The sequence below is a fragment of the Streptomyces sp. NPDC005483 genome (assembly GCF_040606035.1).
Classification (GTDB): domain Bacteria; phylum Actinomycetota; class Actinomycetes; order Streptomycetales; family Streptomycetaceae; genus Streptomyces.
The window spans coordinates 364,584-390,449 of the sequence record NZ_JBEXEA010000005.1 but is presented as its reverse complement, the minus strand read 5'-3'; the positions used below and the strand labels follow the sequence as shown (position 1 = coordinate 390,449).

Here is a 25,866-nt window from a genome sequence, read left to right as displayed (position 1 = left end):
ACACGACTTCGTGTACCGAGGATTGGAATCGATTACACGGCGGGTTGGCAAGACCCCGAGACCGGATCGTGATGTCTGACCTCGGGGGCACCGCGTCGGATCGAGACCGATCAGGCGGGGGCCTCCACGGGCGGACGGCGACCGGCCGTTCTCGAAGGCGTACTGGAGCGGAGCACGTGGTTTGACACGTGGGTGATCGGGCTGAAAGGCGGGAGCCGCTCCCGCTGTCGGACCTGGCCGGTACCGTCGGATCATGGCCAGGCAAGAGGCAGAGGCGGACCGCCGATTGGCGACGTTGGAAGGCGTACTGGAGCGGATCACGTACGCCAACGAGGAGAACGGCTACACCGTCGCCCGCGTCGACACCGGCAGGGGCGGCGGTGACCTCCTCACCGTCGTCGGCGCGCTGCTCGGCGCCCAGGTGGGGGAGTCCCTGCGGATGGAGGGGCGTTGGGGCTCCCATCCGCAGTACGGCAAGCAGTTCACCGTGGAGAACTACACGACCGTCCTGCCGGCCACAGTCCAGGGCATCCGCCGCTATCTCGGCTCAGGGCTCGTCAAGGGCATCGGGCCCGTCTTCGCCGACCGCATCACCCAGCACTTCGGCATCGACACCCTGAAGATCATCGAGGAGGAGCCGAAGCGGCTCGTCGAGGTCCCCGGCCTCGGCCCCAAGCGCACCAAGAAGATCGCCGACGCCTGGGAGGAGCAGAAGGCGATCAAGGAGGTCATGCTCTTCCTCCAGACCGTCGAGGTGTCCACCTCCATCGCCGTGCGCATCTACAAGAAGTACGGCGACGCCTCGATCTCCGTCGTGAAGAACCAGCCCTACCGGCTTGCCTCCGACGTCTGGGGCATCGGCTTCCTCACCGCCGACAAGATCGCCCAGTCCGTCGGCATCCCGCACGACAGCCCGGAGCGGGTGAAAGCCGGTCTCCAGTACGCCCTTTCGCAGTCCACCGACCAGGGGCACTGCTTCCTCCCCGAGGAACAGCTGATCGCCGACGCGGTCAAGCTCCTCCAGGTCGACACCGGCCTGGTCATCGAGTGCCTCGCCGAACTCGCCCTGCCGGATGAGGAGTCCGGCGAGCCCGGGGTCGTACGCGAGAAGCTGCCCGGCCCCGACGGCCAGGAGGTCACCGCCGTCTACCTGGTGCCCTTCCACCGTGCCGAACTCTCCCTGTCCGCCCAGCTGTTGCGCCTCCTGCGCACCGACCAGGACCGGATGCCGGCCTTCCGTGACGTGGCCTGGGACAAGGCGCTGGGCTGGCTGAAGTCCCGTACCGGAGTGGAGCTCGCGCCCGAGCAGGAGGCCGCCGTCAGGCTCGCGCTGACCGAGAAGGTCGCCGTCCTCACCGGCGGCCCCGGCTGCGGCAAGTCCTTCACGGTCCGCTCGATCGTGGAGCTGGCCCGCGCCAAGAAGGCCAGGATCGTCCTCGCCGCCCCCACCGGGCGGGCCGCCAAGCGCCTCGCCGAACTCACCGGCGCCGACGCCTCCACCGTGCACCGGCTCCTGGAGCTGAAGCCCGGCGGAGACGCGGCCTACGACAAGGACCGCCCGCTCGACGCCGACCTGGTGGTGGTCGACGAGGCGTCCATGCTGGACCTGCTGCTCGCCAACAAGCTGGTGAAGGCCGTGCCACCCGGGGCGCATCTGCTGTTCGTCGGCGATGTGGACCAACTGCCCAGTGTCGGCGCCGGAGAGGTCCTGCGCGACCTTCTCGCCGACGGCGGCCCGGTCCCCGCGGTGCGCCTGACGCGCGTGTTCCGGCAGGCCCAGCAGTCCGGCGTCGTGACCAACGCGCACCGGATCAACGCCGGGCAGCACCCCGTCACCGACGGCATGAAGGACTTCTTCCTCTTCGTCGAGGACGACACGGAGGAGGTCGGCCGGCTCACCGTGGATGTGGCGGCCCGTCGGATTCCGGCCAAATTCGGCCTCGACCCGCGCCGGGACGTCCAGGTGCTCGCCCCCATGCACCGCGGCCCCGCCGGCGCCGGCACCCTCAACGGCCTGCTCCAGCAGGCCATCACCCCGGGCCGCCCCGACCTCGCCGAGAAGCGGTTCGGCGGCCGGGTCTTCCGGGTCGGCGACAAGGTCACCCAGATTCGCAACAATTACGAGAAGGGCACCAACGGCGTCTTCAACGGCACCGTGGGTGTGGTCACCTCCCTCGACCCGGTCGACCAGCGCCTCACCGTGCTGACGGACGAGGACGAGGAGGTGCCGTACGAGTTCGATGAACTGGACGAACTGGCCCACGCGTACGCGGTGACCATTCACCGTTCCCAGGGCAGCGAGTATCCGGCCGTGGTGATCCCGGTCACCACCAGCGCCTGGATGATGCTGCAGCGGAACCTGCTGTACACGGCGGTCACCCGGGCGAAGAAACTGGTCGTCCTCGTCGGTTCGCGCAAGGCGATCGGTCAGGCGGTGCGCACGGTCTCGGCGGGACGGCGCTGTACGGCGCTGGACTTCCGGCTCTCGGGCCGGTGACGAGCGTCAATCGTGAGGCAGTACAAAAATGATCGATCAAATGAGTCACGTGGGTCACAGAGCCCTTCCGGAAGCGGGTGGGGAGGGGCAGGATGAGGAAGTTGGCGGCACTCAGTGCCGCTGATACGCCCAACGGCCGACCCCGAGTGCACTCTCCTGCGCCAAATGGGGGATGGTAGAGACAGTCAGGGCAACCTCGAAGAAGAGGCACAACGTCGGTGAGGGATGACGTGAGCGACAACTCTGTAGTAGTGCGGTACGGCGATGGCGAGTACACCTACCCGGTGATCGACAGCACCGTCGGCGACAAGGGCTTCGACATCGGGAAGCTCCGCGCCCAGACCGGTCTGGTCACCCTGGACAGCGGCTACGGCAACACCGCCGCGTATAAATCCGCCATCACCTATCTCGACGGCGAAGCCGGCATCCTCCGGTACCGCGGCTACCCGATCGAGCAGCTGGCCGAGCGCTCCACGTTCCTGGAGGTCGCCTACCTGCTGATCAACGGCGAGCTCCCGACCGTCGACGAGCTCTCCTTGTTCAAGAACGACATCACGCAGCACACCCTGCTGCACGAGGACGTCAAGAACTTCTACCGCGGCTTCCCGCGGGACGCGCACCCGATGGCCATGCTGTCGTCGGTCGTCTCCGCGCTGTCCACGTTCTACCAGGACAGCCACAACCCCTTCGACGAGAAGCAGCGCAACCTCTCGACGATCCGCCTGCTCGCCAAGCTTCCGACGATCGCGGCGTACGCCTACAAGAAGTCGATCGGTCACCCGTTCGTCTACCCGCGCAACGACCTCGGTTACGTCGAGAACTTCCTGCGCATGACCTTCTCGGTCCCCGCGCAGGAGTACGAGCCCGACCCGGTCGTCGTCTCCGCCCTGGACAAGCTGCTCATCCTGCACGCGGACCACGAGCAGAACTGTTCGACCTCGACGGTCCGCCTCGTCGGCTCGTCCCAGGCGAACATGTTCGCGTCGATCTCCGCCGGCATCAACGCCCTGTGGGGCCCGCTGCACGGCGGCGCCAACCAGTCCGTGCTGGAGATGCTGGAGGGTATCCAGACCTCCGGCGGTGACGTCGACTCCTTCATCCGCAAGGTGAAGAACAAGGAGGACGGCGTCCGGCTGATGGGCTTCGGCCACCGGGTCTACAAGAACTTCGACCCGCGTGCCAAGATCATCAAGGCGGCGGCGCACGACGTCCTCTCCGCTCTCGGCAAGTCCGACGAGCTGCTGGACATCGCGCTCAAGCTGGAGGAGCACGCGCTCTCCGACGACTACTTCGTCTCGCGCAGCCTCTACCCGAACGTCGACTTCTACACGGGCCTGATCTACCGCGCCATGGGCTTCCCGACCGAGATGTTCACGGTCCTGTTCGCCCTCGGCCGTCTCCCGGGCTGGATCGCCCAGTGGCACGAGATGATCAAGGAGCCGGGCTCCCGCATCGGCCGCCCGCGCCAGATCTACACGGGCGTGGTGGAGCGGGACTTCGTGCCGGTGGAGCAGCGCTGACAGACGCCGGTGCCGGGGCTGACCTGTTTTTTCAGGGGCGCGGGGAACTGCGCGACCAGCCCCCACCGGCGGGTGGCCGGGCGATGACCTGAAGCTCCACGAACCCCCGGCTCGATCCGCGAAGCGAAAAGCGGAAGGCGCCCTGGCGACGGTCCCCCCACGGGCCGGCGTCCAGGGCGCCTTCCCATGTCCCGGTGCGGATTCCCCCCACGGGATCCGGCCGGGCGTCTGAGAGACCAGCGCCTGAATTCGCTGTCTTTTCGGTACTGCTGTCAGTGCTGTTGAGCAGAACGAGCAAAACTCCTCGTACTACTCCAGTGTGCGGTCTGCCGGGACAGCGCACGGTCGGGAGGGCCGCTCAAAGCTTCCCTAAGTGCGTGCCCCGGCAACGCAGCTCCGAGGAAGTCCCCCAAGACATCCTCAGACGCCAGGTCAACGCCCCCCAAGACGCTGCCTGACATCGCCAACTTAGACCTTCGAACCCCTTCGATGGTTACGTTCGCATCACTGTGATCTGCGTCTCTTGCAAATGTCCGTTAGATACGCAAGAGCCCGGATACAGCGAACGGGACTCCGGCGTAAGGACGATGCGCGAGTCTTGTGAAGAGCTTATGTGAGCGTGGCCCGGGACTCCAGAGGGGGTCCGTCAAAGGAATCCTCAACGGAAGGCACGCAGCCGCAGGCTGTTGGTCACCACGAACACCGAGGAGAAGGCCATCGCCGCCCCGGCGATCATCGGGTTCAGCAGCCCGGCCGCCGCCAGCGGCAGCGCGGCCACGTTGTAGCCGAAGGCCCACACGAGATTGCCCTTGATCGTGGACAGCGTGCGCCGCGAGAGCCGGATCGCGTCCGCGGCCACCCGCAGATCCCCGCGCACCAGCGTCAGATCGCCCGCCTCGATCGCCGCGTCGGTCCCGGTCCCCATCGCGAGCCCCAGGTCGGCGGCGGCGAGCGCGGCCGCGTCGTTGACCCCGTCGCCGACCATCGCGACGACCCGTCCCTCGCCCTGGAGCCGCCGTACGGCGTCGACCTTGTCCTCGGGCAGCACCTCGGCGATCACCTCGTCGATTCCGACCGCCCGGGCCACCGCCTCGGCCACCACCCGGTTGTCCCCGGTCAGCAGCACCGGCGTGAGCCCCAGCGCCCGCAACGACCGCACCGCCTGCGCACTGGTCTCCTTGACCGCGTCGGCGACGGCCAGGACGCCGTACGCGACCCCCTCCCACCCGACCACGACAGCCGTACGACCGCCCCGCTCGGCTTCTTCCTTCGCCCGGGCCAGCTCGGCGGGCAGCGCGTCGAACAGCCGCCCCACGGCCACCTCGCGGCCCTCCACGCGCCCGCGTACGCCCTTCCCCGGGACGTTCTCGAACCGCTCGGCCTGCGGCAGCGGTCCGACGCGCTCCTCGGCGCCCACGGCGACCGCCCGGGCCACGGGATGCTCGGAGGCGTGCTCCAGGGCGCCCGCGAGCCGCAGCACCTGCTTCTCGTCGGCGTCCCGGGCGACGTGGACCTCCTGGAGGGTCATCCGGCCGGTGGTCACCGTGCCGGTCTTGTCCAGGACGACGGTGTCGACGCGCCGCGTGGACTCCAGGACCTCGGGCCCCTTGATGAGGATGCCGAGCTGGGCGCCGCGCCCGGTGCCGACCAGGAGCGCGGTCGGCGTGGCCAGGCCCAGCGCGCACGGACAGGCGATGATCAGCACGGCGACGGCCGCGGTGAACGCGGCGACAGTGTCCCCGGTGGCGCCCAGCCAGACCCCGAAGGTGGCCGCCGCGACGAGGATGACGGCCGGCACGAAGACCGCGGCGACCCGGTCGGCCAGCCGCTGCACCTCCGCCTTGCCGTTCTGCGCGTCCTCCACCAGCCGCGCCATCCGCGCGAGCTGCGTGTCGGCCCCGACCCGGGTCGCGGCGACGACGATCCGTCCGCCGGCGTTGACGGTCGCGCCGGTGACGGCGTCCCCGACGCCGACGTCCACCGGCACCGACTCGCCGGTCAGCAGGGCGGCGTCCACGGCGGAGGCGCCCTCGACGACGGTGCCGTCGGTCGCGATCTTCTCGCCGGGCCGTACGACGAACCGGTCCCCGACGACCAGCCGCTCCGCCGGGATCCGCACCTCCCGCCCGTCCCGCAGTACGGAGACGTCCTTGGCCCCGAGCTCCATCAGGGCCCTGAGAGCGGCGCCTGCGTGGCGTTTGGCGCGGGCTTCCAGATAGCGGCCGAGCAGGATGAAGGCGGTGACTCCCGCGGCCACCTCGAGGTAGATCGTCGAGGCACCGTCCATGCCGCCGACGGTGAGCTCGAACCGCTCCCGCATGCCCGGCATCCCCGCGTCACCGAAGAACAGGGCCCACAGCGACCAGCCGAACGCGGCGAGGGTGCCGACCGAGACGAGGGTGTCCATGGTGGCCGCGCCATGCCGGGTGTTCGTCCAGGTGGCCTTGTGGAAGGGCCACGCGCCCCAGACGACGACGGGCGAGGCGAGGGCCAGCGCGAGCCACTGCCAGTTGTCGAACTGGAGGGCGGGGACCATGGAGAGCGCGATGACGGGGACGGCGAGGGCGACGGAGACGAGGAGCCGCTGCCGCAGGGCGGTGAGCTCGGGGTCCGTGTGGCCGGGGTCGTCGGGCCGCTGTGCCGCGGGAGCCGGTTCCTCCGCCGTGTAGCCCGTCTTCACGACGGTGGCGATCAGGTCGGCGACCTCGACCCCCGCGGGGTAGGCGACCTTCGCCTTCTCGGTCGCGTAGTTGACCGTGGCGGTGACGCCGTCCATCCGGTTGAGCTTCTTCTCGACCCGGGCGGCACAGGAGGCGCAGGTCATCCCGCCGATGACGAGCTCGACTTCGGACACGGGTGCTATCGGGGCCGTGGTGGACATGTTCCCTACTCCAGAAAACGGTTCAGCCGCGACGGGCCGTCGGTGGCCTGTCGCGGCGCTTCTCGGGGCGGTCAGGCCTTGCCCACGAGCTCGAAACCGGCCTCGTCCACGGCGGCCCGCACGGCTTCCTCGTCCAGCGGCTCCGCCGACACGACCGTCACCTCACCGGTGGACGCGACCGCCTTCACGGAGCTGACACCCGCGATCTCGGAGATCTCACCGGAAACGGAACCCTCGCAGTGCCCGCAGCTCATGCCGCTCACCTTGTAGACGGCGGTGACGGAACCCGGGGTATCGGTCTGGGCGGTCATGTCGTTCTCCTCGTGGAGGCGTGTGGGGTTACTGCATCACAGCCTATACCCCTAGGGGGTATTTCTCCAAGAGTGCTCGGCCGGGTCGAGGTGGCGGATCAGTGACCAGTCACCATGTACCGGCAGACGAGAACGGCGATGGAGGCGCAGATGCGAGCGGTTGTCTTCGAACACCACGGCGAACCCGCGCAGGTCCGGGAGGTGCCCGACCCCCACCCGGCGGACCACGGAGTGGTGGTCCGCGTGGAAGCCACCGGTCTCTGCAGAAGCGACTGGCACGGCTGGCAGGGTCACGACCCGGACATCACCCTCCCGCACGTGCCGGGCCATGAACTCGCGGGCGTGGTGGAGGCGGTCGGCCCCCGCGTGAGCGGCTGGCACCCCGGCGACCGGGTGACCGTCCCCTTCGTCTGCGCCTGCGGCACCTGCGCGTCCTGCGCGGCCGGCGACCACCAGATCTGCGAGCGCCAGACACAGCCAGGCTTCACCCACTGGGGCTCGTTCGCCCAGTACGTGGCGCTGGACCACGCCGACGTGAACCTCGTGGCCGTACCGCGGGACATGTCCTTCGCCACGGCCGCGTCCCTGGGCTGTCGTTTCGCCACGGCGTTCAGGGCGGTCGTGCAGCAGGGGCGGGTCACCGCGGGGGAGTGGGTCGCGGTGCACGGCTGCGGCGGCGTGGGCCTGTCCGCGGTGATGATCGCGGCGGCTTCCGGGGCCCGGGTGGTGGCCGTGGACGTGTCACCGCGGGCCCTGGACCTGGCGAGGACGTTCGGCGCGGCGCACACCGTGGACGCGACGACCACGCCGGACACCGCGGCGGCGATCCGCGACCTGACCGGCGGCGGGGCCCACGTGTCCCTGGACGCCCTCGGTTCCCCGGCCACCTGCGCGGCCTCCGTCGACTCCCTGCGCCGCCGCGGCCGGCACGTCCAGGTCGGCCTGCTGCCCTCCCCGGACGGCAGGACCCCGGTCCCCATGGCCCGCGCGATCGCCCTGGAGCTCGAACTCCTCGGCAGCCACGGCATGGCCGCCCACACCTACCCGCCGATGCTGGAGCTGGTCCGGGCGGGCGTGCTGCGGCCCGATCTCCTGGTCACGTCCACGATCGGCCTGGACGCGGCCCCGGACGCCCTCGCGGCGATGGGCACGGCCCCCGGAGCGGGGGTGACGGTCATCGAGCCGTGGCGTGGAGGGCGTTGAGGGCGGCCCACTCGCGGTCGAGGAGCCCCATGACCACCCAGTCCACCCACTGACCGTCCCGCAGATCGGCCTCCCGTCGCACGCCCTCGACCGTGAAGCCGGCCTTCTCGTAGACCCGCAGGGCGCGGGCGTTGTGGCCGTAGACCTCCAACTCGATCCGGTGCAGACCGAGTCGCCCGAAGCCGTGGCCGACGATGAGGCGGGTGGCCTCGGTGCCGAGCCCGCGGCCACGGCCCCCGGGGCCGATGAGCGTGCGGAAGGTACAGCTGCGGGCACGGGCGTCCCACTCGTACAGGACGACCTCGCCGACCACTTCGCCGGTGGCGCGGTCGGTGACGGCGAGGTCGAGACGGTCGGTCTGCGCGGACCGGGAGCCGTACCAGGACCGCAGCCGCTCCAGGGTGAGCTCGGCGGCGGGCGGCCCGGTGAAGCGGATGACCTCGGGGTCCTCGATGATCTCCGCCATGACCTCGGCGTCCGCCTCCGTGAACGGCCGCAGTACGGTCTTGTCGCCGGTGAGCACGGGTTTGACGGAGAAGTCGCTCATGGGCCGACTGTGTCAGACACCGACCCCAGTCGGCCCGTGTTTTTCGCCGGTCCGGCGGCCCGCCTCAGTCCTGTCTCCGCCCCCGGTTGCCCGGCCGGGACGCGACCCACGCGCGCACGGTGTCCGCGTACCAGAAGGGCTTGCCGCCCTCGACATGGTCGGGCGGCGGCAGCAGCCCGTGCTTGCGGTACGACCGCACGGTGTCCGGCTGCACACGGATGTGCGCCGCGATCTCCTTGTACGACCAGAGCCTTCGGTCGGTCATGTGGTGCACCTCCTCGCGCGCACCGCGGCGGCGGCCGGGAACGGCCGTCGGGGGTACCGGGCGCTGCGCTGGCGATCACAAAGCCTGCGCTCGGTGAACGACACCCGATGACCGTCGGTCAGGGCCTGTGCGCCGGATGTGACGAGGAACCCGCGTACGCGCGACATGTGTGACATGGAGGGGGAGTTTGTGACACAAGTGACGCAAAGGCGCACGCGGGCGTGCGGGCGCGGCGCGTTGACATCGGGGCCGCTGGGGCCCCGGGCGGCCGCCCCGCGGACGAACGACTACGCGCCGCAGGACCGAAGGAACGCCCGAGTCCGCTGAGCGATGGGCAACGGCTTGTCCGGCTCGCACGGATACATGTCCTGCTCGACGATCGCGAACAGATCCACGTCCAGCTTCTGGGCGGCCTCCAGCACGGGACCGAGCGCCGGCACGCCCGAGGGCGGCTCGCACATCACGCCCTGCGCGACGGCGGGCCCGAACGGCGTCCCCTTGGCCCGTACGTCCGCCAGGATCTCCGGGTCCACCTGCTTGAGGTGCAGATACCCGATCCGCGACCCGTACGTCTCGATCAGCTTGACGCTGTCGCCGCCGCAGTACGCGTAGTGCCCGGTGTCCAGGCACAGCGACACCAGGTCGGAGTCCGTGGCGTCCAGGAACCGGACCACGTTCTCCTCGCTGTCGATGTGGGTGTCGGCATGCGGGTGGACGACGATCTGGAGGCCATACTCCTCCTTCACCCGCTGCCCCAGCCGCTCGGTCAGCGTGCTGAGATTGCGCCACTGCTCGGGTGTGAGGGTGTCGGACTCCAGCACCTCACCCGTCTTGTCGTCCCGCCAGAACGACGGAATCACGACGAGATGCTTCGCGCCCATGGCCTGCGCGAGCACGGCGTTGTCCGCGACGTGCGCCCAGGTCTTCTCCCACACGGCCTCGCCGTGGTGCAGGCCGGTGAAGACGGTGCCCGCGGACACCTTCAGGCCACGCCGGGAGACCTCCTCGGTGAGGACTGCGGGGTCGGTCGGCAGGTACCCGTACGGCCCCAGCTCGATCCACGCGTAGCCGGAGTCGGCGACCTCGTCGAGGAACCGCTGCCAGGGGACCTGCTGGGGGTCGTCGGGGAACCACACACCCCAGGAGTCGGGAGCCGAGCCGATCCGGATGCGGGACAGTGAGGGCTGAGGTGCGGCTGTCATGCCGGTCAGCTTCGGTTCGGACAGCAAGCGCTGTCAAGGTCTCGTCCGAATGTCTGGACAAAACATTGACAGGGCTCGCCGTGCGGGGCTACAAACGCCCAGAGAGCCGACGCAGGTACGAAGGGAAGCCGATGGCGTACGACCTGATCACCATGGGGCGGATCGGTGTGGACCTGTATCCACTCCAGACCGGTGTCCCGCTGCCGCAGGTGACGTCCTTCGGCAAGTTCCTCGGAGGCTCGGCGACGAACGTCGCGGTCGCCGCGGCACGCCTGGGACGGCGAACCGCGGTGATCACCCGCACCGGCGACGACCCCTTCGGCGCGTATCTGCACGAGGCCCTCCAGGGCTTCGGCGTGGACGACCGCTGGGTCACCCCGGTCCCGGGCCTGCCGACCCCCGTCACCTTCTGCGAGATCTTCCCGCCGGACGACTTCCCGCTGTACTTCTACCGGCAGCCCAAGGCTCCGGACCTGGAGATCGACGCCCACGAGCTGGACCTCGACGCCATCCGTGAGGCGAGCGTCTTCTGGATCACCGGCACCGGCCTGAGTGAGGAGCCCAGCCGTACGGCGACGCTGGCGGCCCTCGCCCACCGGGCCAAGGCCGGCACCACCGTCTTCGACCTGGACTGGCGCCCGATGTTCTGGAGCGACCCGGCCACCGCCCGCCCCTTCTACGAAGAGGCCCTGCGCCACACCACCGTCGCCGTCGGCAACCTCGACGAGGTCGAGGTCGCCACCGGAGTGCGCAAGCCCCGCGAGGCGGCCCAGGCGCTGCTGGACGCAGGTGTCGAACTCGCGGTCGTCAAGCAAGGCCCCAAGGGCGTCCTCGCCGTCGACAGCAAGGGCAACGAGGCCGAGGTCCCGCCCCTGCCCGTGAACGTCCTCAACGGCCTCGGCGCAGGTGACGCCTTCGGCGGCTCCCTCGTCCACGGCCTCCTCGAAGGCTGGGACCTGGAGAAGATCATGAGCCACGCCAACGCGGCCGGCGCCATCGTCGCCTCCCGCCTCGAGTGCAGCTCGGCGATGCCGACGACCGACGAGATCGAGAGCGCGATCGCGGCGGGAGCGGTCAAGTGAGCGTCGACATCGCGGAACTCGTCCGCCTGCGCGCCGAACGCCCCGAGGCGATCGCCGAAGCCGCCGCCCGCCGTCCCCGGCGCCCACTCCTGAACGACAGCGGCCGACTGATGATCGTCGCCGCCGACCACCCCGCCCGGGGCGCGCTCGGCGTCGGCGGCAACCGGATGGCCATGGCCAACCGCGCCGGCCTGCTCGAACGCCTCAGCCTGGCGCTGTCCCGCCCCGGCGTCGACGGCGTCCTCGCCACCGCGGACATCCTGGACGACCTGCTGCTGCTCGGCGCCCTGGACGGCAAGGTCGTCATGGGCTCCATGAACCGCGGCGGCCTCCAGGGCGCGAGCTTCGAACTCGACGACCGCTTCACCGGCCACCGCCCCGAGGACATCGAGCGGCTCGGCTTCGACGCCGGCAAGCTCCTCCTGCGGATCGACTACGACGACCCGGGCTCCCTCACCACCATGGAGTCCACGGCCCGCGCCATCGACGACATGGCCGCGCGCCGGCTCCCGGTCTTCGTCGAGCCGTTCATCAGCGGCCGCACCACCGAGGGCAAGGTCAGGAACGACCTGTCCGCCGAGGCCGTCACCAAGTCGATCGCCATCGCCTCGGGCCTGGGCGGCAGTTCGGCCTACACCTGGCTCAAGGTCCCGGTCTGCGACAACCCCGACGACATGGGCGAGGTCATGGCCGCCTCCACGCTGCCCGCCGTACTCCTCGGCGGCGAGGTCGGAGACGACCAGGACGGCGCGTACGAGAAGTGGCGCGGCGCCCTCCAACTCCCCACCGTGCGCGGCCTGGTGGTCGGCCGTTCGCTGCTGTACCCGGCGGACGGCGACGTGGCCGCCGCCGTGGACACCGCCGTAGGACTGCTGTGAGGGCCGCCGCATGACACAGACCGAGCTGTACGTCCCCAAGGGCCGCTCCGCCAACGCCCAGTACACGGTGGACATCGACCCCAAGCGGGCCGGCTGGACCCACAGCAGCCTGCGCGTCGTCGAGCTGGCACCGGGCGGCACGCACACCTTCACCTCCGGTGACAGCGAGTGGATCGTGCTTCCGCTGGAAGGCGGCTGTACCGTCCACGTAGGTACCGAAGAGTTCCAACTCCTGGGCCGGGAAAGCGTGTTCGCCGGAGTCTCGGACTTCGCGTACGTGCCCCGGGAGGCCCAGGCATCGATCGCCTCCGGCGCGGGAGGCCGCTTCGCCCTGGCAGGAGCGAAGTGCGAGCGACGACTCCCCGCCCGCTACGGCCCCGCGCCGGAGGTCCCCGTCGAAGAGCGCGGCAGCGGCACCCAGTTGCGGCATGTGCGCAACTTCGCCTCCGCCGACGCCTTCGACTGCGACAAGCTCATCGCCGTCGAGGTCGTCACCCCCGGCGGCAACTGGTCCTCGTACCCCCCGCACAAGCACGACGAGCACCGGCCCGGCGTGGAAGCCGAGTTGGAGGAGATCTACTACTTCGAGATCGACGGCCCGAACGGTTTCGGCTATCAGCGCGTATCTCCCTCCCGTGAGGGCGGTTCCGACGTCCTCGCCGAGGTCCGCTCCGGCGACGCCGTCCTCGTCCCCGACGGATGGCACGGCCCGTCCATCGCCCAGCCCGGCCACGACATGTACTACCTGAACGTCATGGCGGGACCGGGTGAGACGCGGGAGTGGCGGATCTGCTTCCACCCGGACCACACGGAGGGGTACCGATGACCACCCGCCTGACCGTCGCGCAAGCGCTGGTCCGCTTCCTCGCCGCCCAGTACACCGAACGCGACGGTGTACGGCAGCGGCTGATCTCCGCGACCTGGGGCATCTTCGGCCACGGCAATGTCGCGGGACTCGGCCAGGCGCTCGTCGAGTACGGCGACGAGATGCCCTTCCACCAGGGCCGCAACGAGCAGTCCATGGTGCACGCGGCCGTGGGCTACGCGCGTCAGTCGAACCGCCTGTCCACGCACGCGGTGACGACGTCGATCGGCCCCGGCGCGACCAACCTGGTCACCGGCGCCGCCCTCGCCACGATCAACCACCTCCCGGTCCTGCTCCTCCCCGGTGACATCTTCGCCACCCGCGTCGCCGACCCGGTCCTCCAGCAGCTCGAGGTGCCGTACGCGGGCGACATCAGCGTCAACGACTGTCTGCGGCCCGTGTCGAAGTACTTCGACCGCGTCACCCGGCCGGAAGCCCTGATACCGGCCGCCCTGCAGGCCATGCGCGTCCTGACCGACCCGGTCGAGACCGGCGCGGTGACCCTCGCGCTGCCCCAGGACGTCCAGGCCGAGGCCCACGACTGGCCGGACGAGTTCTTCGCCGAGCGCACCTGGACCGTACGGCGTCCGGGCGCCGACCCGACCGAACTCGCCGAGGCCATCAGCGTGATCAGGTCGGCGAACCGCCCCCTGGTCGTCGCCGGCGGCGGTGTCCACCACAGCCGCGCCGAGGAGGCCCTCGCCGAGTTCGCGAGCGCCACCGGCATCCCGGTCGCCTCCACCCAGGCCGGCAAGGGCTCCCTGCGCCACGACCACCCCCAGGACGTCGGCGGCATCGGCCACACCGGCACCGCCACCGCCGACGAACTCGCCCGCCAGGCCGACCTGGTGATCGGCGTCGGCACCCGGTACACCGACTTCACGACGGCCTCCGGCACCCTCTTCACAGGCGACGGCGTCCGCTTCCTCAACCTCAACATCGCGCCCTACGACGGCCACAAGCTCGCCGGGATGCCGCTGGTCGCGGACGCTCGCAGCGGCCTGACCGAGCTCACCGAGGCACTCCAGATGCACGCCCACCGCGTCACGGGCACGTACATCGACGAGTACACGCTCGACAAGGAGCGCTGGGAGCAGCGCGTCGACGCCTGCTACGAGGCCGATGAGCCCGACATCAGGCCGACCCAGCCGCAGGTCCTCGGCGCCCTGGACGCCCTGGCCGACGAGTCCGACGTGATCATCAACGCGGCCGGCTCCCTCCCCGGCGACCTGCACAAGCTGTGGCGCGCCCGGTCGAGGGACCAGTACCACCTGGAGTACGGCTACTCCTGCATGGGCTACGAGATCCCGGCCGCGATCGGTGTGAAGATGGCCGCTCCCGACCGCAACGTCTGGGCGCTGGTCGGCGACGGAACGTACCTGATGATGCCGACGGAGATCGTCACGGCCGTACAGGAGGGCATCGCGATCAAGCTCCTCCTGATCCAGAACCACGGCTACGCCTCCATCGGCGGCCTGTCCGAGTCGGTCGGCGGCGAGCGCTTCGGCACGGCGTACCGCTACCAGTCCGAGGACGGCACCTACACGGGCGCCCCGCTGCCCGTGGACCTGGCCGCCAACGTGGCCAGCCTCGGTATGCGCGTGCTGCGCGCGAAGACCGTGCGAGACCTCCGCGCCGCCCTCGAAGAGGCGCGGGCCGCCGACACTCCCACATGTGTCTACGTCGAGACCGAAACGGCCGACACAGTGTCGGGCCCGCCTCCGGCGCAGGCCTGGTGGGATGTACCTGTGGCCGAGACCGCGACCCGACCGTCCGCGGTGAAGGCCCGTGAGCTGTACGAACGGCACGTCTCAACCCGACGCCGCCATCTGTGAAAAGGAGTACTCGGTCATGACGAAGATCGTCAACCACTGGATCGGCGGCAAGACCGTCGAAGGCGCGTCGGGGAACTACGGGCCGGTCACCGACCCGGCGACCGGCGCGGTCACCACGAAGGTCGCGTTCGCCTCGGTCGACGAGGTCGACGCCGCCGTAGCCGCCGCGAAGGACGCGTTCCAGACCTGGGGCACCTCCTCGCTGGCCAAGCGCACCACGATCCTGTTCCGCTTCCGGGCGCTGCTCGAGGCGAACCGGGACGCGATCGCCGAGCTGATCACCGCCGAGCACGGCAAGGTGCACTCCGACGCGCTCGGTGAGGTCGCGCGCGGCCTGGAGATCGTGGACCTGGCGTGCGGGATCACCGTGCAGCTGAAGGGCGAGCTGTCCACCGAGGTCGCCAGCCGCGTGGACGTCGCCTCGATCCGCCAGCCGCTCGGTGTCGTCGCGGGCATCACGCCGTTCAACTTCCCGGCGATGGTCCCGATGTGGATGTTCCCGATCGCCATCGCGACCGGCAACACCTTCGTGCTGAAGCCGTCCGAGAAGGACCCGTCGGCCTCCCTCAAGATCGCCGAGCTGCTGGCCGAGGCCGGTCTGCCCGACGGCGTCTTCAACGTCGTGCACGGCGACAAGGTGGCGGTCGACCGTCTCCTGGAGCACCCGGACGTCAAGGCCGTCTCCTTCGTCGGCTCGACCCCGATCGCCCGCTACATCCACACCACCGCCTCCGCCAACGGCAAGCGCGTACAGGCGCTGGGCGGCGCCAAGAACCACATGCTGGTCCTGCCGGACGCCGACCTGGACGCGGCGGCGGACGCTGCCGTGTCGGCGGCCTACGGTTCCGCGGGCGAGCGCTGCATGGCGATCTCCGCGGTCGTGGCGGTCGGCGCGATCGGCGACGAACTGGTGGACAAGATCCGCGAGCGCGCCGAGAAGATCAAGATCGGCCCCGGCAACGACCCGACCTCCGAGATGGGCCCGCTCATCACGAAGGTGCACCGCGACAAGGTGGCGTCCTACGTCTCCGGCGCGGCGGCCGAGGGCTGCGAGGTCGTCCTGGACGGCACCGGCCACACCGTGGAGGGCTTCGAGGACGGCCACTGGATCGGCATCTCGCTCCTCGACAAGGTGCCGACCACCGCCAAGGCCTACCAGGACGAGATCTTCGGCCCGGTCCTGACCGTGCTGCGCGTGGCCACCTACGACGAGGGCATCGCCCTCATCAACGCCTCCCCCTTCGGCAACGGCACCGCGATCTTCACCCGGGACGGCGGCGCCGCCCGCCGCTTCCAGCTGGAGGTCGAGGCCGGCATGGTCGGCGTGAACGTCCCGATCCCGGTCCCCGTCGGCTACCACAGCTTCGGTGGCTGGAAGGACTCGCTCTTCGGCGACCACCACATCTACGGCAACGACGGCACGCACTTCTACACCCGCGGCAAGGTCGTCACCACCCGCTGGCCCGACCCGGCCGACGCCCCCACCGGCGTGGACCTGGGCTTCCCGCGCAACCACTGAGAGCTGCGCGGCCCCTCGTCGAGTGGCGTCCCGCCTACGGAGCGGACCTGTCGGCGGTACGGCCACCGGCCCGGCCGCGGGCCCGTGCGGTGGCCGTACCGCACGTCGGGCACGGCCGCCGCACGCCGGCCCGTATCGACAGGGTGCCCAGCGCCTGCTGGAGTGCCAGTTCCACGGCAGCCGGGACGAACAGCGTGCCGGTGTCGTCGGGCGGGACCAGCCAGCGCAGGCGCCCGGTGGCCCGATGTGGCGCGGGCACCGCGATCCAGGCGTCCTTGCCCAGATAGCGAATGTCCGAGCCGATCCAGCAGCTCCTGGGATCCGGTGGCAGGAAGAAACCCACCCGACGGGCGGCGGTGTCGGCGAGTACGGGACCGGGTGCGTGCGGAGTGCACAGCAGGGTGTCGAGTGCCAGCGCGCCCATCTCCTCCGGCACGCTCAGCACATCCCAGAACCGTCCGCAAGCCAGCACCGCGACCCCGGATTCCCCCCGCCACTGCCGCTTGCAGGCTCGCGGGTTGGTCGCCGCGGCGGCCAGCCATTCCATGGCCCGTTGCGGGGCTCTCTGCATCGATCTCCTCCGGGATCCCGTCGCCCGCTGGGCGACGCACTTCTCCCTCGCAGCCAGGGTGGTGACCCCGGCACGGTCATGATCGTGGGAGTTTCGTTCTCGCGGAAGGGGTGGCGAACCATGGCGAATGGGTCCAGTGTGTTCGCTTCCTGAAAGGATGTTCCCCTGGTGTCGGGGCGCTCCTCGTGACCTGCCCCGCGACTCGGGCAGCCCGGAGGGGTCCGGAGGGGCCCGGGTCAATTCCGTGGTACGCGATTCACCTCCCCGCCCGTCCGGCTGACGCGCTGCCTCTCTGCGGAGTCCCGCCCGCTGCCTCCGACATGGGCGGGCGGTGACAAGAAGGCGCTGGCCGGGCAGGCGGGAAGCCGTCACGGCCGACGCTTCCTGCGGGCAGCCCAGGCTGAAAGACGACGTCTCACAAACGGACGAAATCATGATCAAGCCGATTCTCCGGGCCTCGGATCAGAACTCCCCACCCGTCGCCCGATCTCTGCCGGCACACGCGACCCGATCAAGGTCGGCATGGTCCCGAACCTCCTGCTCGTGAGGCGTGTCGAGCACCACGAGTCCGCGAAACACCTCGACCGAATTCACTGAAAGTCTGTTGATCGGGATTCGCGAACTGACGGCGCGTCTTCACAGCGCCGCACTGGCTCACTTTGACGACGAGGAGGAGTCGCGATGCCGCCGGGTGGCCTTGCGAGGCGGGCGGGTCAGCGTGATCTGGCGCACCAGTTGGTGGAAGCAGGTCAGTGCGGCGATCGCCGGGAGCGCCGCAGTGGCGACGCCGGGAAGGGTCCTCGGTGCCTGGATGACGCACAGCGCCATGGCCACGGCCGAGAAGAACATCACGACGCACCACGAGTGCGCGGCGCGGCGCCGGTGCAGAGCGGCCCGCAGAACCGAGAGGGAGGAGACCATCCACGGTCCGTAGACCATCAGCGGCCACCAGCGGTCCGCAAGGGAGTGGGCGGGGGCCTCGGTCGCCACCTTGAGCAACGGGTCGTAGGCGACGATCCCGCTGAACACACTGACCATGGCGACGATGACGCTGGCCATCGAGGCGACCAGGAAGCTGAGCGTCTGCATCCTCGACAGCAGCATCCTGGGCGCGCGGATCCGCCGGTGCCCCGGGGGACGCGAGCGCATGGCCGGCCCCTCGGGGGCGAACACCGGCTCCTGCTCCGGCAGGAACCCGTTGTCGTGCAGGGGAACCTCGGTCAACTCCTGCTCGGCGGTCTCGGCCTGCAGGAGGTGAGCCAACTCCTCGGCGGGGTCCCAGCCCGCCGTGACGTGCAGGTTGCCCGGGGGCCATGACTCTCTGGCGGGCACCGTACGGGTGGCGGGGCGGCGGGGCGCATTCATCCACGCGTCATGCAGGTTCTCAGTGGCCTGGCCGTTACGGAAGGCATAGGAAGGCTGTCGCTCATGCATGGCTGTTCCGCCGGGGCCGCGTACCGGGTACGGCGGGGAACGCGGTGGTGTCCGACAGGCGGGTGAAGTCGCCCTGGATCCGGCTCATCACCAGCAAGAAGTCGTCCAGCAGTGCCGAGGTGTACCTGAGCTCCACACGCTCCCTGCCGCGCTGGAGGACCGCGCCCGCCTCCGGGGGGGAGGACAGCGGGGCCGGCGTGAATGTCCACTCCCCGAGCTGTGAGGCGGGGGTCATGGCACTGTGTGAATATCCGCCCGCGGGTGCCGTGGGGAGTTGCGCTTTCGTCATACACGCCACAACGAAAACATTTGTGACCCAGGTGCGAGGCATTCGAGTGAAAAGTCGCACGCGCTCGGGCGAATTCATGGCCTCGGCGCTTGGATTTTGTTTCGATCGTGGGATTGTCGGCGGTTGCGGTGTGACCATGCGGTGATGAATTGGGATTCCAACGGAAAATAGGGTTACAGGCGCCCGGACGGCTGCGGACCGCGCCGGCAGGGGGAGGGGCCATGCGTCGTCGTACCACGCACGCGGTACGGGGCAACGGGCCCGTACGCCCGTGGGAGCAGGAGCGGTTCAGCCCCGGGGCTGCATCGGCTGTCCGTGGCGGCCCGTACCGTTGACGCATGGATCTTCGACTGCCCCGGCTGCGAGGCCTGCTGAGGGGGCCGCGACGGCTCGCCGCCGCCGCGGCCGCCGTCGTAGCGCTCGCCGGCGCCGGGACCTGGACGGCCGCCGCCGCCGACGACGCGCCATCGGTGCACCGCGCGGACCGGGTCATGGACACGGGGAACGGGGTGCGTATCGACACCTCGTACTTCACGTCCTCGGCTGAAGGACGTCGCCCCGCCGTCCTCCTGACCCACGGCTTCGGCGGCAGCAAGGACGACGTCCGGCAGCAGGCCCAGAACCTGGCCCGCGACGGGTACGCGGTCCTGACCTGGTCGGCGCGCAGCTTCGGTAGGTCGACCGGCAGGATCGGGCTCAACGACCCGAAGGGCGAGGTCGCCGACGTACGCCGGCTCATCGACTGGCTTGCGAAGCAGCCACAGGTCCAGCTGGACAAGACCGGCGACCCGCGCGTGGGTATGGCCGGCGCGTCGTACGGCGGCGCGATCGCGCTGGAGACCGCCGGGTACGACGACCGGGTCGACGCCATCGCCCCGGCGATCACCTACTGGAACCTCGCCGACGCCCTCTTCCCGAACGGCGTGTTCAAGAAGCTCTGGGCGGGCATCTTCGTCAACTCCGGCGGCGGCTGCGCCAGGTTCGAGCCGCAGCTCTGCCAGATGTATCAGCGCGTCGCCGAGTCCGGTGCCCCGGACGCGCAGGCCGTCAAGCTGCTTCGGGAGCGGTCGCCGTCCGCCGTCGGCGACCGCATCAAAGTGCCCACCCTGCTGATGCAGGGCCAGACCGACTCCCTCTTCCCGCTCGGCCAGGCCGATGCGGCCGCGAAGGCGATCCGCGCCAACGGCGCCCCGGTCGACGTCGACTGGATCGCGGGCGGACACGACGGCGGTGACATGGAGACCAGCCGCGTCCAGACACGCGTCGAATCCTGGTTCGACCGGTACCTGAAGGACGACAAGGGCGCCGACACCGGCCCCGGCTTCCGCATCACCCGCACCGGCGGCGTCGACTCCACCGACGGCCAGGCACAGCGGCGGGGCGCGAGCGGCGACACGTACCCCGGCCTGGAGAGCGGACGCAAGTCCATCGCCCTGACCGGCCGCGAGCAGAGCTTCGCCAACCCGGCGGGCGCCAATCCGCCCGCCGTCTCGGCCCTTCCCGGCCTCGGCGGTGGCGGCCTCGCCCAGCTCTCCTCGCTCGGCGTCGGCGTCTCGCTGGACTTCCCCGGCCAGTTCGCCCGCTTCGAGTCGGCGCCGGTCACCGACGACCTCCGGATCACCGGATCGCCGAAGGTCACCGTCCACGTCGAGTCGACGCGCGACGACGCCGTCCTCTTCGGGAAGGTGTACGACGTCGGCCCGGGCGGCACCCAACAGGTGCTGCCCTCCCAGTTGGTCACGCCCCTCAGGGTGGCGGGCGCCAAGGCCGGCAAGGACGTGACGATCACGCTGCCCGCCGTCGACCACGAAGTCGAGCGGGGCCACCGGCTGCGTCTGGTCCTCGCCTCCACCGACCTCGGGTACGCCTCTCCGGCCGCCCCGGCGACGTACACCGTCTCCCTGAAGGGCGACCTGTCGGTGCCGACGGCCCCCGGCGTGACGACCGCGGCCGTCCCGCTGCCCGCGTGGGTGTGGTGGCTGCCGCTGGCGGGCGCGGTGGTCGCCCTGGCGCTGCTGTTGACGGGCCGGCGCCGTACCTCTGCCGCACCTCCCGACCCCGAGTTCGCCGAAGTTCCCCTGCAGATAACAGACCTGAGCAAGCGCTATGCCAAGTCGGCGGACCGGTACGCGGTCAAGGAGCTGTCCTTCCGCGTGGAGAAGGGCCAGGTCCTCGGCCTGCTGGGCCCCAACGGCGCGGGCAAGACGACCACCCTGCGTATGCTGATGGGCCTGATCAAGCCGGACGGCGGGGAGATCCGCGTCTTCGGCCGTGCGATCCGTCCGGGCGCCCCGGTGCTGTCCCGGGTCGGCGCCTTCGTCGAGGGCGCGGGCTTCCTGCCGCATCTGTCCGGCCGGGAGAACCTGGAGCTCTACTGGGCTGCGACCGGCCGCCCGGCCGAGGACGCCCATCTGGACGAGGCCCTTCAGATCGCGGGCCTCGGAGACGCGCTGTCCCGCGCGGTTCGCACGTACTCGCAGGGCATGCGCCAGCGCCTCGCCATCGCCCAGGCCATGCTCGGCATGCCCGACCTGCTGATACTGGACGAGCCGACGAACGGCCTGGATCCGCCGCAGATCCGCGAGATGCGCGAGGTGATGATCCGGTACGCGGCCGCCGGGCGCACGGTGATCGTCTCCAGCCACCTGCTGGCGGAGATCGAGCAGTCCTGCACGCACCTCGTGGTGATGGACCGGGGCAGGCTCGTGCAGGCCGGCTCGGTCGCGGAGATCATCGGCTCCGGCGACACCCTGCTCGTCGGCACCGGAACTCCCGTGGAGGAGCCGGTCGTCGAGAAGATCGCCTCGCTGCCGGGCGTGACCTCGGCCGTACGCACCGACGACGGACTGCTGGTCCGCCTCGGGGCCGACGGCAGCGCACAGCGCCTGGTCGCCGAACTCGTCCGGCTCGAAGTGCCGGTCGAGTCGGTGGGCCCGCACCGCCGACTGGAAGACGCCTTCCTCACCCTGATCGGAGGCTCCGCATGAGCACGCTCGTCGAACGCACGGAGGCGGCCTCCGGATACCGCGCGGGCCGCACGCTTCCCGTCCGGGTGGAACTGGTCCGCCAGCTGAAGCGGCGCCGCACGCTGGTCATGGGTGGGATCCTCACCGCCCTGCCGTTCGTCCTGCTCATCGCCTTCGCCGTCGGCGGCGAGCCGGACGGGGGCGGCAATGGGGTCACGCTGATGGACACGGCGACGGCGTCCGGCGCCAACTTCGCCGCCGTCAACCTGTTCGTGTCCGCCGGCTTCCTGCTGGTGATACCGGTTGCCCTGTTCTGCGGAGACACGGTCGCCTCGGAGGCCGGCTGGTCCTCCCTGCGCTATCTCCTGGCCGCTCCGGTGCCGCGCACCCGGCTGCTGTGGTCGAAGCTCGTGGTCGGGCTCGGCCTCAGCCTGGCCGCGATGATCCTGCTGCCGGTGGCGGCACTGGCCGTCGGCACGGTCGCCTACGGTTGGGGCTCCCTGGAGATCCCCACCGGCGGCTCGCTCGCGCCGGGCACGGCCGCCCAGCGGCTCGTGGTGGTCGTGGTGTTCGTCTTCGTGTCCCAACTGGTCACCGCCGGGCTCGCGTTCTGGCTGTCGACCAAGACGGACGCCGCGCTCGGCGCGGTCGGCGGCGCGGTCGGCCTCACCATCGTCGGCAATGTCCTCGACGCCGTGACCGCCCTCGGCGACTGGCGTCACTTCCTGCCCGCGCACTGGCAGTTCGCCTGGGTCGACGCCATCCAGCCCCATCCCGAGTGGTCCGGCATGATCCAGGGCACGGCCGTTTCCATAACGTACGCCGTGGTGCTGTTCGCGCTGGCCTTCCGGGGTTTCGCCCACAAGGACGTGGTGTCGTAGGTCTACGGAGGATCACCTACCGGTCTCGACGGCCGCCTTCCGTGGCCTCTTCGAAATCCATCCGCAACGCTCCATAGCGCACGTTCCGTCCCTCGGCGCCGTCACAGTCACAGACATCGGCGTCAACAGACCAAGGGGGCACGGAAGATGGAGCGATATCGCGTACGACGGCTGCGCGCCACACTGCTCGCGTTCACCGCGGCCGGCTGCCTGCTGCTCACCGGGTGCGGCGGGAGCGACACGGGCGACCACAGCAGCGCGGGCAGCGCGACCGGCTTCCCCGCCCCCGACCAGCGCCGGGGCACCGGCGAACAGGGCACCGACGGCGCCGACGGCGCGTCCAGCGAGGCGGCCCCCTCGCCCGACTACGTCTCCACCTTCGCCCTCGACGTCGACACCGCCTCCTACGGCTACGCCCGCCGCACCCTCGCCGACGGCCGGCTCCCCGACCCGTCGACGATCCGTCCCGAGGAGTTCGTCAACAGCTTCCGCCAGGACTACGAACGCCCCGACGGCAACGGCTTCACGGTGACTGTCGACGGCGCCCGCACCAGCGACGAGGACTGGTCCCTGGTCCGCGTGGGCCTGGCCACCCGCGGCACGCAGCAGCAGCGCGGCGCCCGCCCGCCCGCCGCCCTCACCTTCGTCATCGACATCTCCGGCTCCATGGCCGAACCGGGCCGCCTCGACCTCGCCCAGGAGTCCCTCGGCGTGATGACGGACCGGTTGCGCGACGACGACTCGGTCGCCATCGTCACCTTCAGCGACCAGGCCGAGACCGTCCTGCCGATGACCCGCCTCGACGGCCACCGCGGTGAAGTCCACCAGGCGATCGACAACCTGGAGCCGGCCTTCTCCACCAACCTCGGCGCCGGCGTCGAGGCCGGCTACGCCACGGCCGTCAAGGGCCTGCGCGAGGGCGCCACCAACCGGGTCGTCCTCGTCTCCGACGCGCTCGCCAACGACGGTGACACCGACCCCGACTCCATCCTCGACCGCATCGACGGCGCCCGCCGCGAACACGGCATCACCCTGTTCGGCGTCGGCGTGGGCAGCGACTACGGCGACGCCCTGATGGAACGCCTCGCCGACAAGGGCGACGGCCACACGGTGTACGTCTCCGACCCCGACGAAGCGCGCAAGGTCTTCTGCGAGCAGCTCCCGAAGAACATCGACCTCACGGCCCGCGATGCCAAAGCGCAGGTCGCCTTCGATCCGGAGACGGTCGCCGAGTTCCGCCTGGTCGGCTACGACGACCGCCGCGTCGCCGACAACGACTTCCGCGACGACCGCGTCGACGGCGGCGAGGTCGGCCCCGGCCACACCGTGACCGCCCTCTACGCCGTGCGCACCGAGCCCGGCGCCCACGGCCACCTCGCCACCGCCACCGTCCGCTGGCTCGACCCCGGCACCCGCGCCCCGCACGAGGCCGCAGGCGACTTGGAGACCAGCGCCCTGGAGCCCTCCGTCTGGACCGCGAGCCCCCGCTTCCAGGTCACCGCGGTCGCCGCCTACTTCGCCGACGCCCTCCGCTCGACGGCCCACGACCGCACTCCGCTTCCAGGTGCCCCGAGCCTCGACACGCTCCACCGCCACGCCACCGCTCTGGCCCGCACCACCGAGGACCCGGCCGTAGAGCAACTCGCCGAGGCCATCGGGGAGGCGGGCAACGGCCTGGACTGAGTCCAGCCGGACGGCGTATCGGTGATTCGCTCGCCGCGATCGAGCGCCGACCGCCTGGACGGCCTGCGCGACGTTCAGACCAGCGCACAGACCACCACAGCGCACCCTCTGACGGCATGGTCGCCACCGCAAAGAGTCGCAAATCTCCATGAGGGGCACCCGATCGGGTGTGTCTGGAATGGGGTACTGAGGGCGGCGCATGTATCTTCTGTAATCAGTCGGGCACGGTCCGTAACGAGGGCCGTGTGCGGGAAGAAACTGGAGATGCAATGCAGAAGCTCAAGAAGGTCGCGGCCGTCGCGGTCATGGTCGGCGGTCTCGGTCTGGTGGGCGGCGGGGTCGCCAGCGCTCACGGTGGTCGCGGCTACGACGGCGACTTCCCGTCCGCGGTGAACAACCTGCAGGTCGTGGACTGCGACCAGGACTTCAGCCCCACCGCGTTCACGCCCGCTGTCGGCGCGGTCACCGGCGACAGCAGCCAGCACATCGGCAACTTCTGCACGGTGATCGGGTCCGTCGAAGACTGATCCCGGGCGCGGGAGCGGCGGGTTCCGTGCCTCGGCGCGAGGCCCGCTCCTCGGCCCCTCACCGTGTCGATGTCCGACGGTGGGAACGGAATCTGCCTCCGGCCGGTAGGAACGAGTACCTCTGATGGCCCTCGTGTCCGGTTACCGGTCGGAGGCGTTCTGCTTTCCAGGTCCCGAACGGAGTGTCGGGCCGGCTCTGGTGAAGCATCGATAATGCCATTAAATGGTGGATGACTTTTTCGATATCACTCAATTGGCCGTATCGAGAATAACGCGTCAAAGGTGGCGGGTGTTATGGTCTGTAATCAATCGATCACGGTCCGTAACGAGGGTCGTGTGCGTGAAGAAACCGGAGATGCAATGCAGAAGCTCAAGAAGGTCGCGGCCGTGGCGGTCATGGTCGGCGGTCTCGGCCTGGTGGGTGGCGGGGTCGCCAGCGCCCACGGCCACGACGGCGACTACCCGTCCGCCGTCGACAACCTGCAGGTCGTGGACTGTGACCAGGACTTCAGCCCCACCGCGTTCACTCCCACTGTCACCGGCGCGATCGCCGGCGACAGCAGCCAGAACTTCGGCAACTTCTGCACGGTGATCGGGTCCGTCGAAGACTGATCCCGGGCGCCGGAGCGGCGGGTTCCGTGCCTCGGCGCGAGGCCCGCTCCTTGGCCCCTCATCGTGCCGACGTTTGATGGTGGGAACGGAATCTGCCTCCGGCCGGTAGGAACGAGGACATCTGATGGCCCTCGTGTCCAGTTACCGGTCGGAGGCGTTCTGCTTTCCAGGTTCCGAACGGAGTGTCGGGTCGGCCTTGGTCAAGCGTCGATAATGCCATTAAATGGTGGATGACTTTTTCGATATCACTCAATTGGCCGTATCGAGAATAACGCGTCAAAGGTGGCGCATGTTATGG

At 70.1% G+C, this 25,866-nt stretch carries 21 protein-coding genes; 13 read left to right on the top strand and 8 right to left on the bottom strand.

The features are described from left to right. Positions 1-253 precede the first annotated feature (253 nt). Both ABZT06_RS12980 and ABZT06_RS12975 read left to right on the top strand, forming a co-directional pair. Positions 254-2,497 carry an ATP-dependent RecD-like DNA helicase gene (locus ABZT06_RS12980; RefSeq protein ID WP_355739127.1) on the top strand — a complete coding sequence of 748 codons (2,244 nt, stop codon included), beginning with the start codon at positions 254-256 and terminating at the stop codon, positions 2,495-2,497. A 230-nt stretch (positions 2,498-2,727) separates the two neighbouring features. Continuing rightward, positions 2,728-4,017, top strand: a complete 1,290-nt coding sequence (locus tag ABZT06_RS12975) for a citrate synthase (RefSeq protein WP_355739124.1) — start codon at positions 2,728-2,730, stop codon at positions 4,015-4,017. 658 nt (positions 4,018-4,675) lie between these two features. Here the strand turns inward: ABZT06_RS12975 and ABZT06_RS12970 are convergent. Both ABZT06_RS12970 and ABZT06_RS12965 read right to left on the bottom strand, forming a co-directional pair. Further along, entirely contained in the window at positions 4,676-6,898 is a 2,223-nt protein-coding gene (locus ABZT06_RS12970) for a heavy metal translocating P-type ATPase (RefSeq protein ID WP_355739121.1), read from the bottom strand. Between the two features lie 71 nt (positions 6,899-6,969). Continuing rightward, the gene (locus ABZT06_RS12965; protein ID WP_031037814.1) at positions 6,970-7,209 is read right to left on the bottom strand and encodes a heavy-metal-associated domain-containing protein; all 240 of its coding nucleotides are present in this window, start codon (positions 7,207-7,209) and stop codon (positions 6,970-6,972) included. A 150-nt stretch (positions 7,210-7,359) separates the two neighbouring features. On the opposite strand from ABZT06_RS12965, the gene ABZT06_RS12960 reads away from it, so the two are divergent. Continuing rightward, on the top strand, positions 7,360-8,412 hold the full coding sequence (locus tag ABZT06_RS12960) for a zinc-dependent alcohol dehydrogenase family protein (protein ID WP_355739118.1): 1,053 nt from the start codon (positions 7,360-7,362) through the stop codon (positions 8,410-8,412). Here the strand turns inward: ABZT06_RS12960 and ABZT06_RS12955 are convergent. From ABZT06_RS12955 to ABZT06_RS12945, 3 genes are all read right to left on the bottom strand, one after another. Beyond that, on the bottom strand, positions 8,384-8,959 hold the full coding sequence (locus ABZT06_RS12955; RefSeq protein WP_355739115.1) for a GNAT family protein: 576 nt from the start codon (positions 8,957-8,959) through the stop codon (positions 8,384-8,386). The two genes, ABZT06_RS12960 and ABZT06_RS12955, sit on opposite strands and share 29 nt — an antisense overlap. Positions 8,960-9,023: 64 nt before the next feature. Then, positions 9,024-9,224 carry a MerR family transcriptional regulator gene (locus ABZT06_RS12950; protein ID WP_355739112.1) on the bottom strand — a complete coding sequence of 67 codons (201 nt, stop codon included), beginning with the start codon at positions 9,222-9,224 and terminating at the stop codon, positions 9,024-9,026. A 287-nt stretch (positions 9,225-9,511) separates the two neighbouring features. After that, entirely contained in the window at positions 9,512-10,426 is a 915-nt protein-coding gene (locus tag ABZT06_RS12945; RefSeq protein ID WP_355739109.1) for a sugar phosphate isomerase/epimerase, read from the bottom strand. A gap of 131 nt (positions 10,427-10,557) precedes the next feature. On the opposite strand from ABZT06_RS12945, the gene iolC reads away from it, so the two are divergent. From iolC to mmsA, 5 genes are read left to right on the top strand one after another with little or no spacing between them, the layout of a single operon-like run. Next, entirely contained in the window at positions 10,558-11,508 is a 951-nt protein-coding gene (iolC, locus tag ABZT06_RS12940) for a 5-dehydro-2-deoxygluconokinase (protein WP_355739106.1), read from the top strand. Continuing rightward, positions 11,505-12,386, top strand: a complete 882-nt coding sequence (locus ABZT06_RS12935; protein WP_355739103.1) for a deoxyribose-phosphate aldolase — start codon at positions 11,505-11,507, stop codon at positions 12,384-12,386. The genes iolC and ABZT06_RS12935 overlap by 4 nt, the downstream gene beginning before the upstream one ends. Positions 12,387-12,396: 10 nt before the next feature. Further along, complete coding sequence (gene iolB / locus ABZT06_RS12930; protein WP_355739100.1) at positions 12,397-13,212, top strand: 5-deoxy-glucuronate isomerase; 816 nt, start codon at positions 12,397-12,399, stop codon at positions 13,210-13,212. Then, the gene (iolD, locus tag ABZT06_RS12925) at positions 13,209-15,086 is read left to right on the top strand and encodes a 3D-(3,5/4)-trihydroxycyclohexane-1,2-dione acylhydrolase (decyclizing) (protein ID WP_355739098.1); all 1,878 of its coding nucleotides are present in this window, start codon (positions 13,209-13,211) and stop codon (positions 15,084-15,086) included. The genes iolB and iolD overlap by 4 nt, the downstream gene beginning before the upstream one ends. Before the next feature lie 16 nt (positions 15,087-15,102). Beyond that, a complete protein-coding gene (gene mmsA, locus ABZT06_RS12920) occupies positions 15,103-16,605 on the top strand; it encodes a CoA-acylating methylmalonate-semialdehyde dehydrogenase (protein WP_355739095.1) in 1,503 nt (500 codons plus the stop codon). A gap of 34 nt (positions 16,606-16,639) precedes the next feature. On the opposite strand, the gene ABZT06_RS12915 is transcribed toward mmsA, so the two are convergent. From ABZT06_RS12915 to ABZT06_RS12905, 3 genes are all read right to left on the bottom strand, one after another. Continuing rightward, on the bottom strand, positions 16,640-17,176 hold the full coding sequence (locus ABZT06_RS12915) for a hypothetical protein (RefSeq protein WP_355739091.1): 537 nt from the start codon (positions 17,174-17,176) through the stop codon (positions 16,640-16,642). A gap of 654 nt (positions 17,177-17,830) precedes the next feature. Further along, a complete protein-coding gene (locus ABZT06_RS12910; RefSeq protein ID WP_355739088.1) occupies positions 17,831-18,541 on the bottom strand; it encodes a DUF2637 domain-containing protein in 711 nt (236 codons plus the stop codon). A 61-nt stretch (positions 18,542-18,602) separates the two neighbouring features. Further along, the gene (locus tag ABZT06_RS12905; RefSeq protein ID WP_355739085.1) at positions 18,603-18,845 is read right to left on the bottom strand and encodes a hypothetical protein; all 243 of its coding nucleotides are present in this window, start codon (positions 18,843-18,845) and stop codon (positions 18,603-18,605) included. Between the two features lie 392 nt (positions 18,846-19,237). On the opposite strand from ABZT06_RS12905, the gene ABZT06_RS12900 reads away from it, so the two are divergent. The 5 genes from ABZT06_RS12900 (at position 19,238) to ABZT06_RS12880 (ending at position 25,568) form a co-directional block, all read left to right on the top strand. Further along, the gene (locus ABZT06_RS12900) at positions 19,238-21,886 is read left to right on the top strand and encodes an alpha/beta fold hydrolase (protein ID WP_355739083.1); all 2,649 of its coding nucleotides are present in this window, start codon (positions 19,238-19,240) and stop codon (positions 21,884-21,886) included. Then, positions 21,883-22,746, top strand: coding sequence for an ABC transporter permease (locus ABZT06_RS12895; RefSeq protein WP_355739080.1), 864 nt, complete (start codon positions 21,883-21,885; stop codon positions 22,744-22,746). The genes ABZT06_RS12900 and ABZT06_RS12895 overlap by 4 nt, the downstream gene beginning before the upstream one ends. A 147-nt stretch (positions 22,747-22,893) precedes the next feature. Next, the gene (locus ABZT06_RS12890; RefSeq protein ID WP_355739077.1) at positions 22,894-24,429 is read left to right on the top strand and encodes a von Willebrand factor type A domain-containing protein; all 1,536 of its coding nucleotides are present in this window, start codon (positions 22,894-22,896) and stop codon (positions 24,427-24,429) included. A 269-nt stretch (positions 24,430-24,698) separates the two neighbouring features. Further along, positions 24,699-24,956 (top strand): hypothetical protein, encoded by a 258-nt coding sequence (locus tag ABZT06_RS12885; protein ID WP_355739075.1) that lies wholly within the window; start codon positions 24,699-24,701, stop codon positions 24,954-24,956. 360 nt (positions 24,957-25,316) lie between these two features. Further along, the gene (locus ABZT06_RS12880; protein ID WP_355739072.1) at positions 25,317-25,568 is read left to right on the top strand and encodes a hypothetical protein; all 252 of its coding nucleotides are present in this window, start codon (positions 25,317-25,319) and stop codon (positions 25,566-25,568) included. Positions 25,569-25,866: the final 298 nt, after the last annotated feature.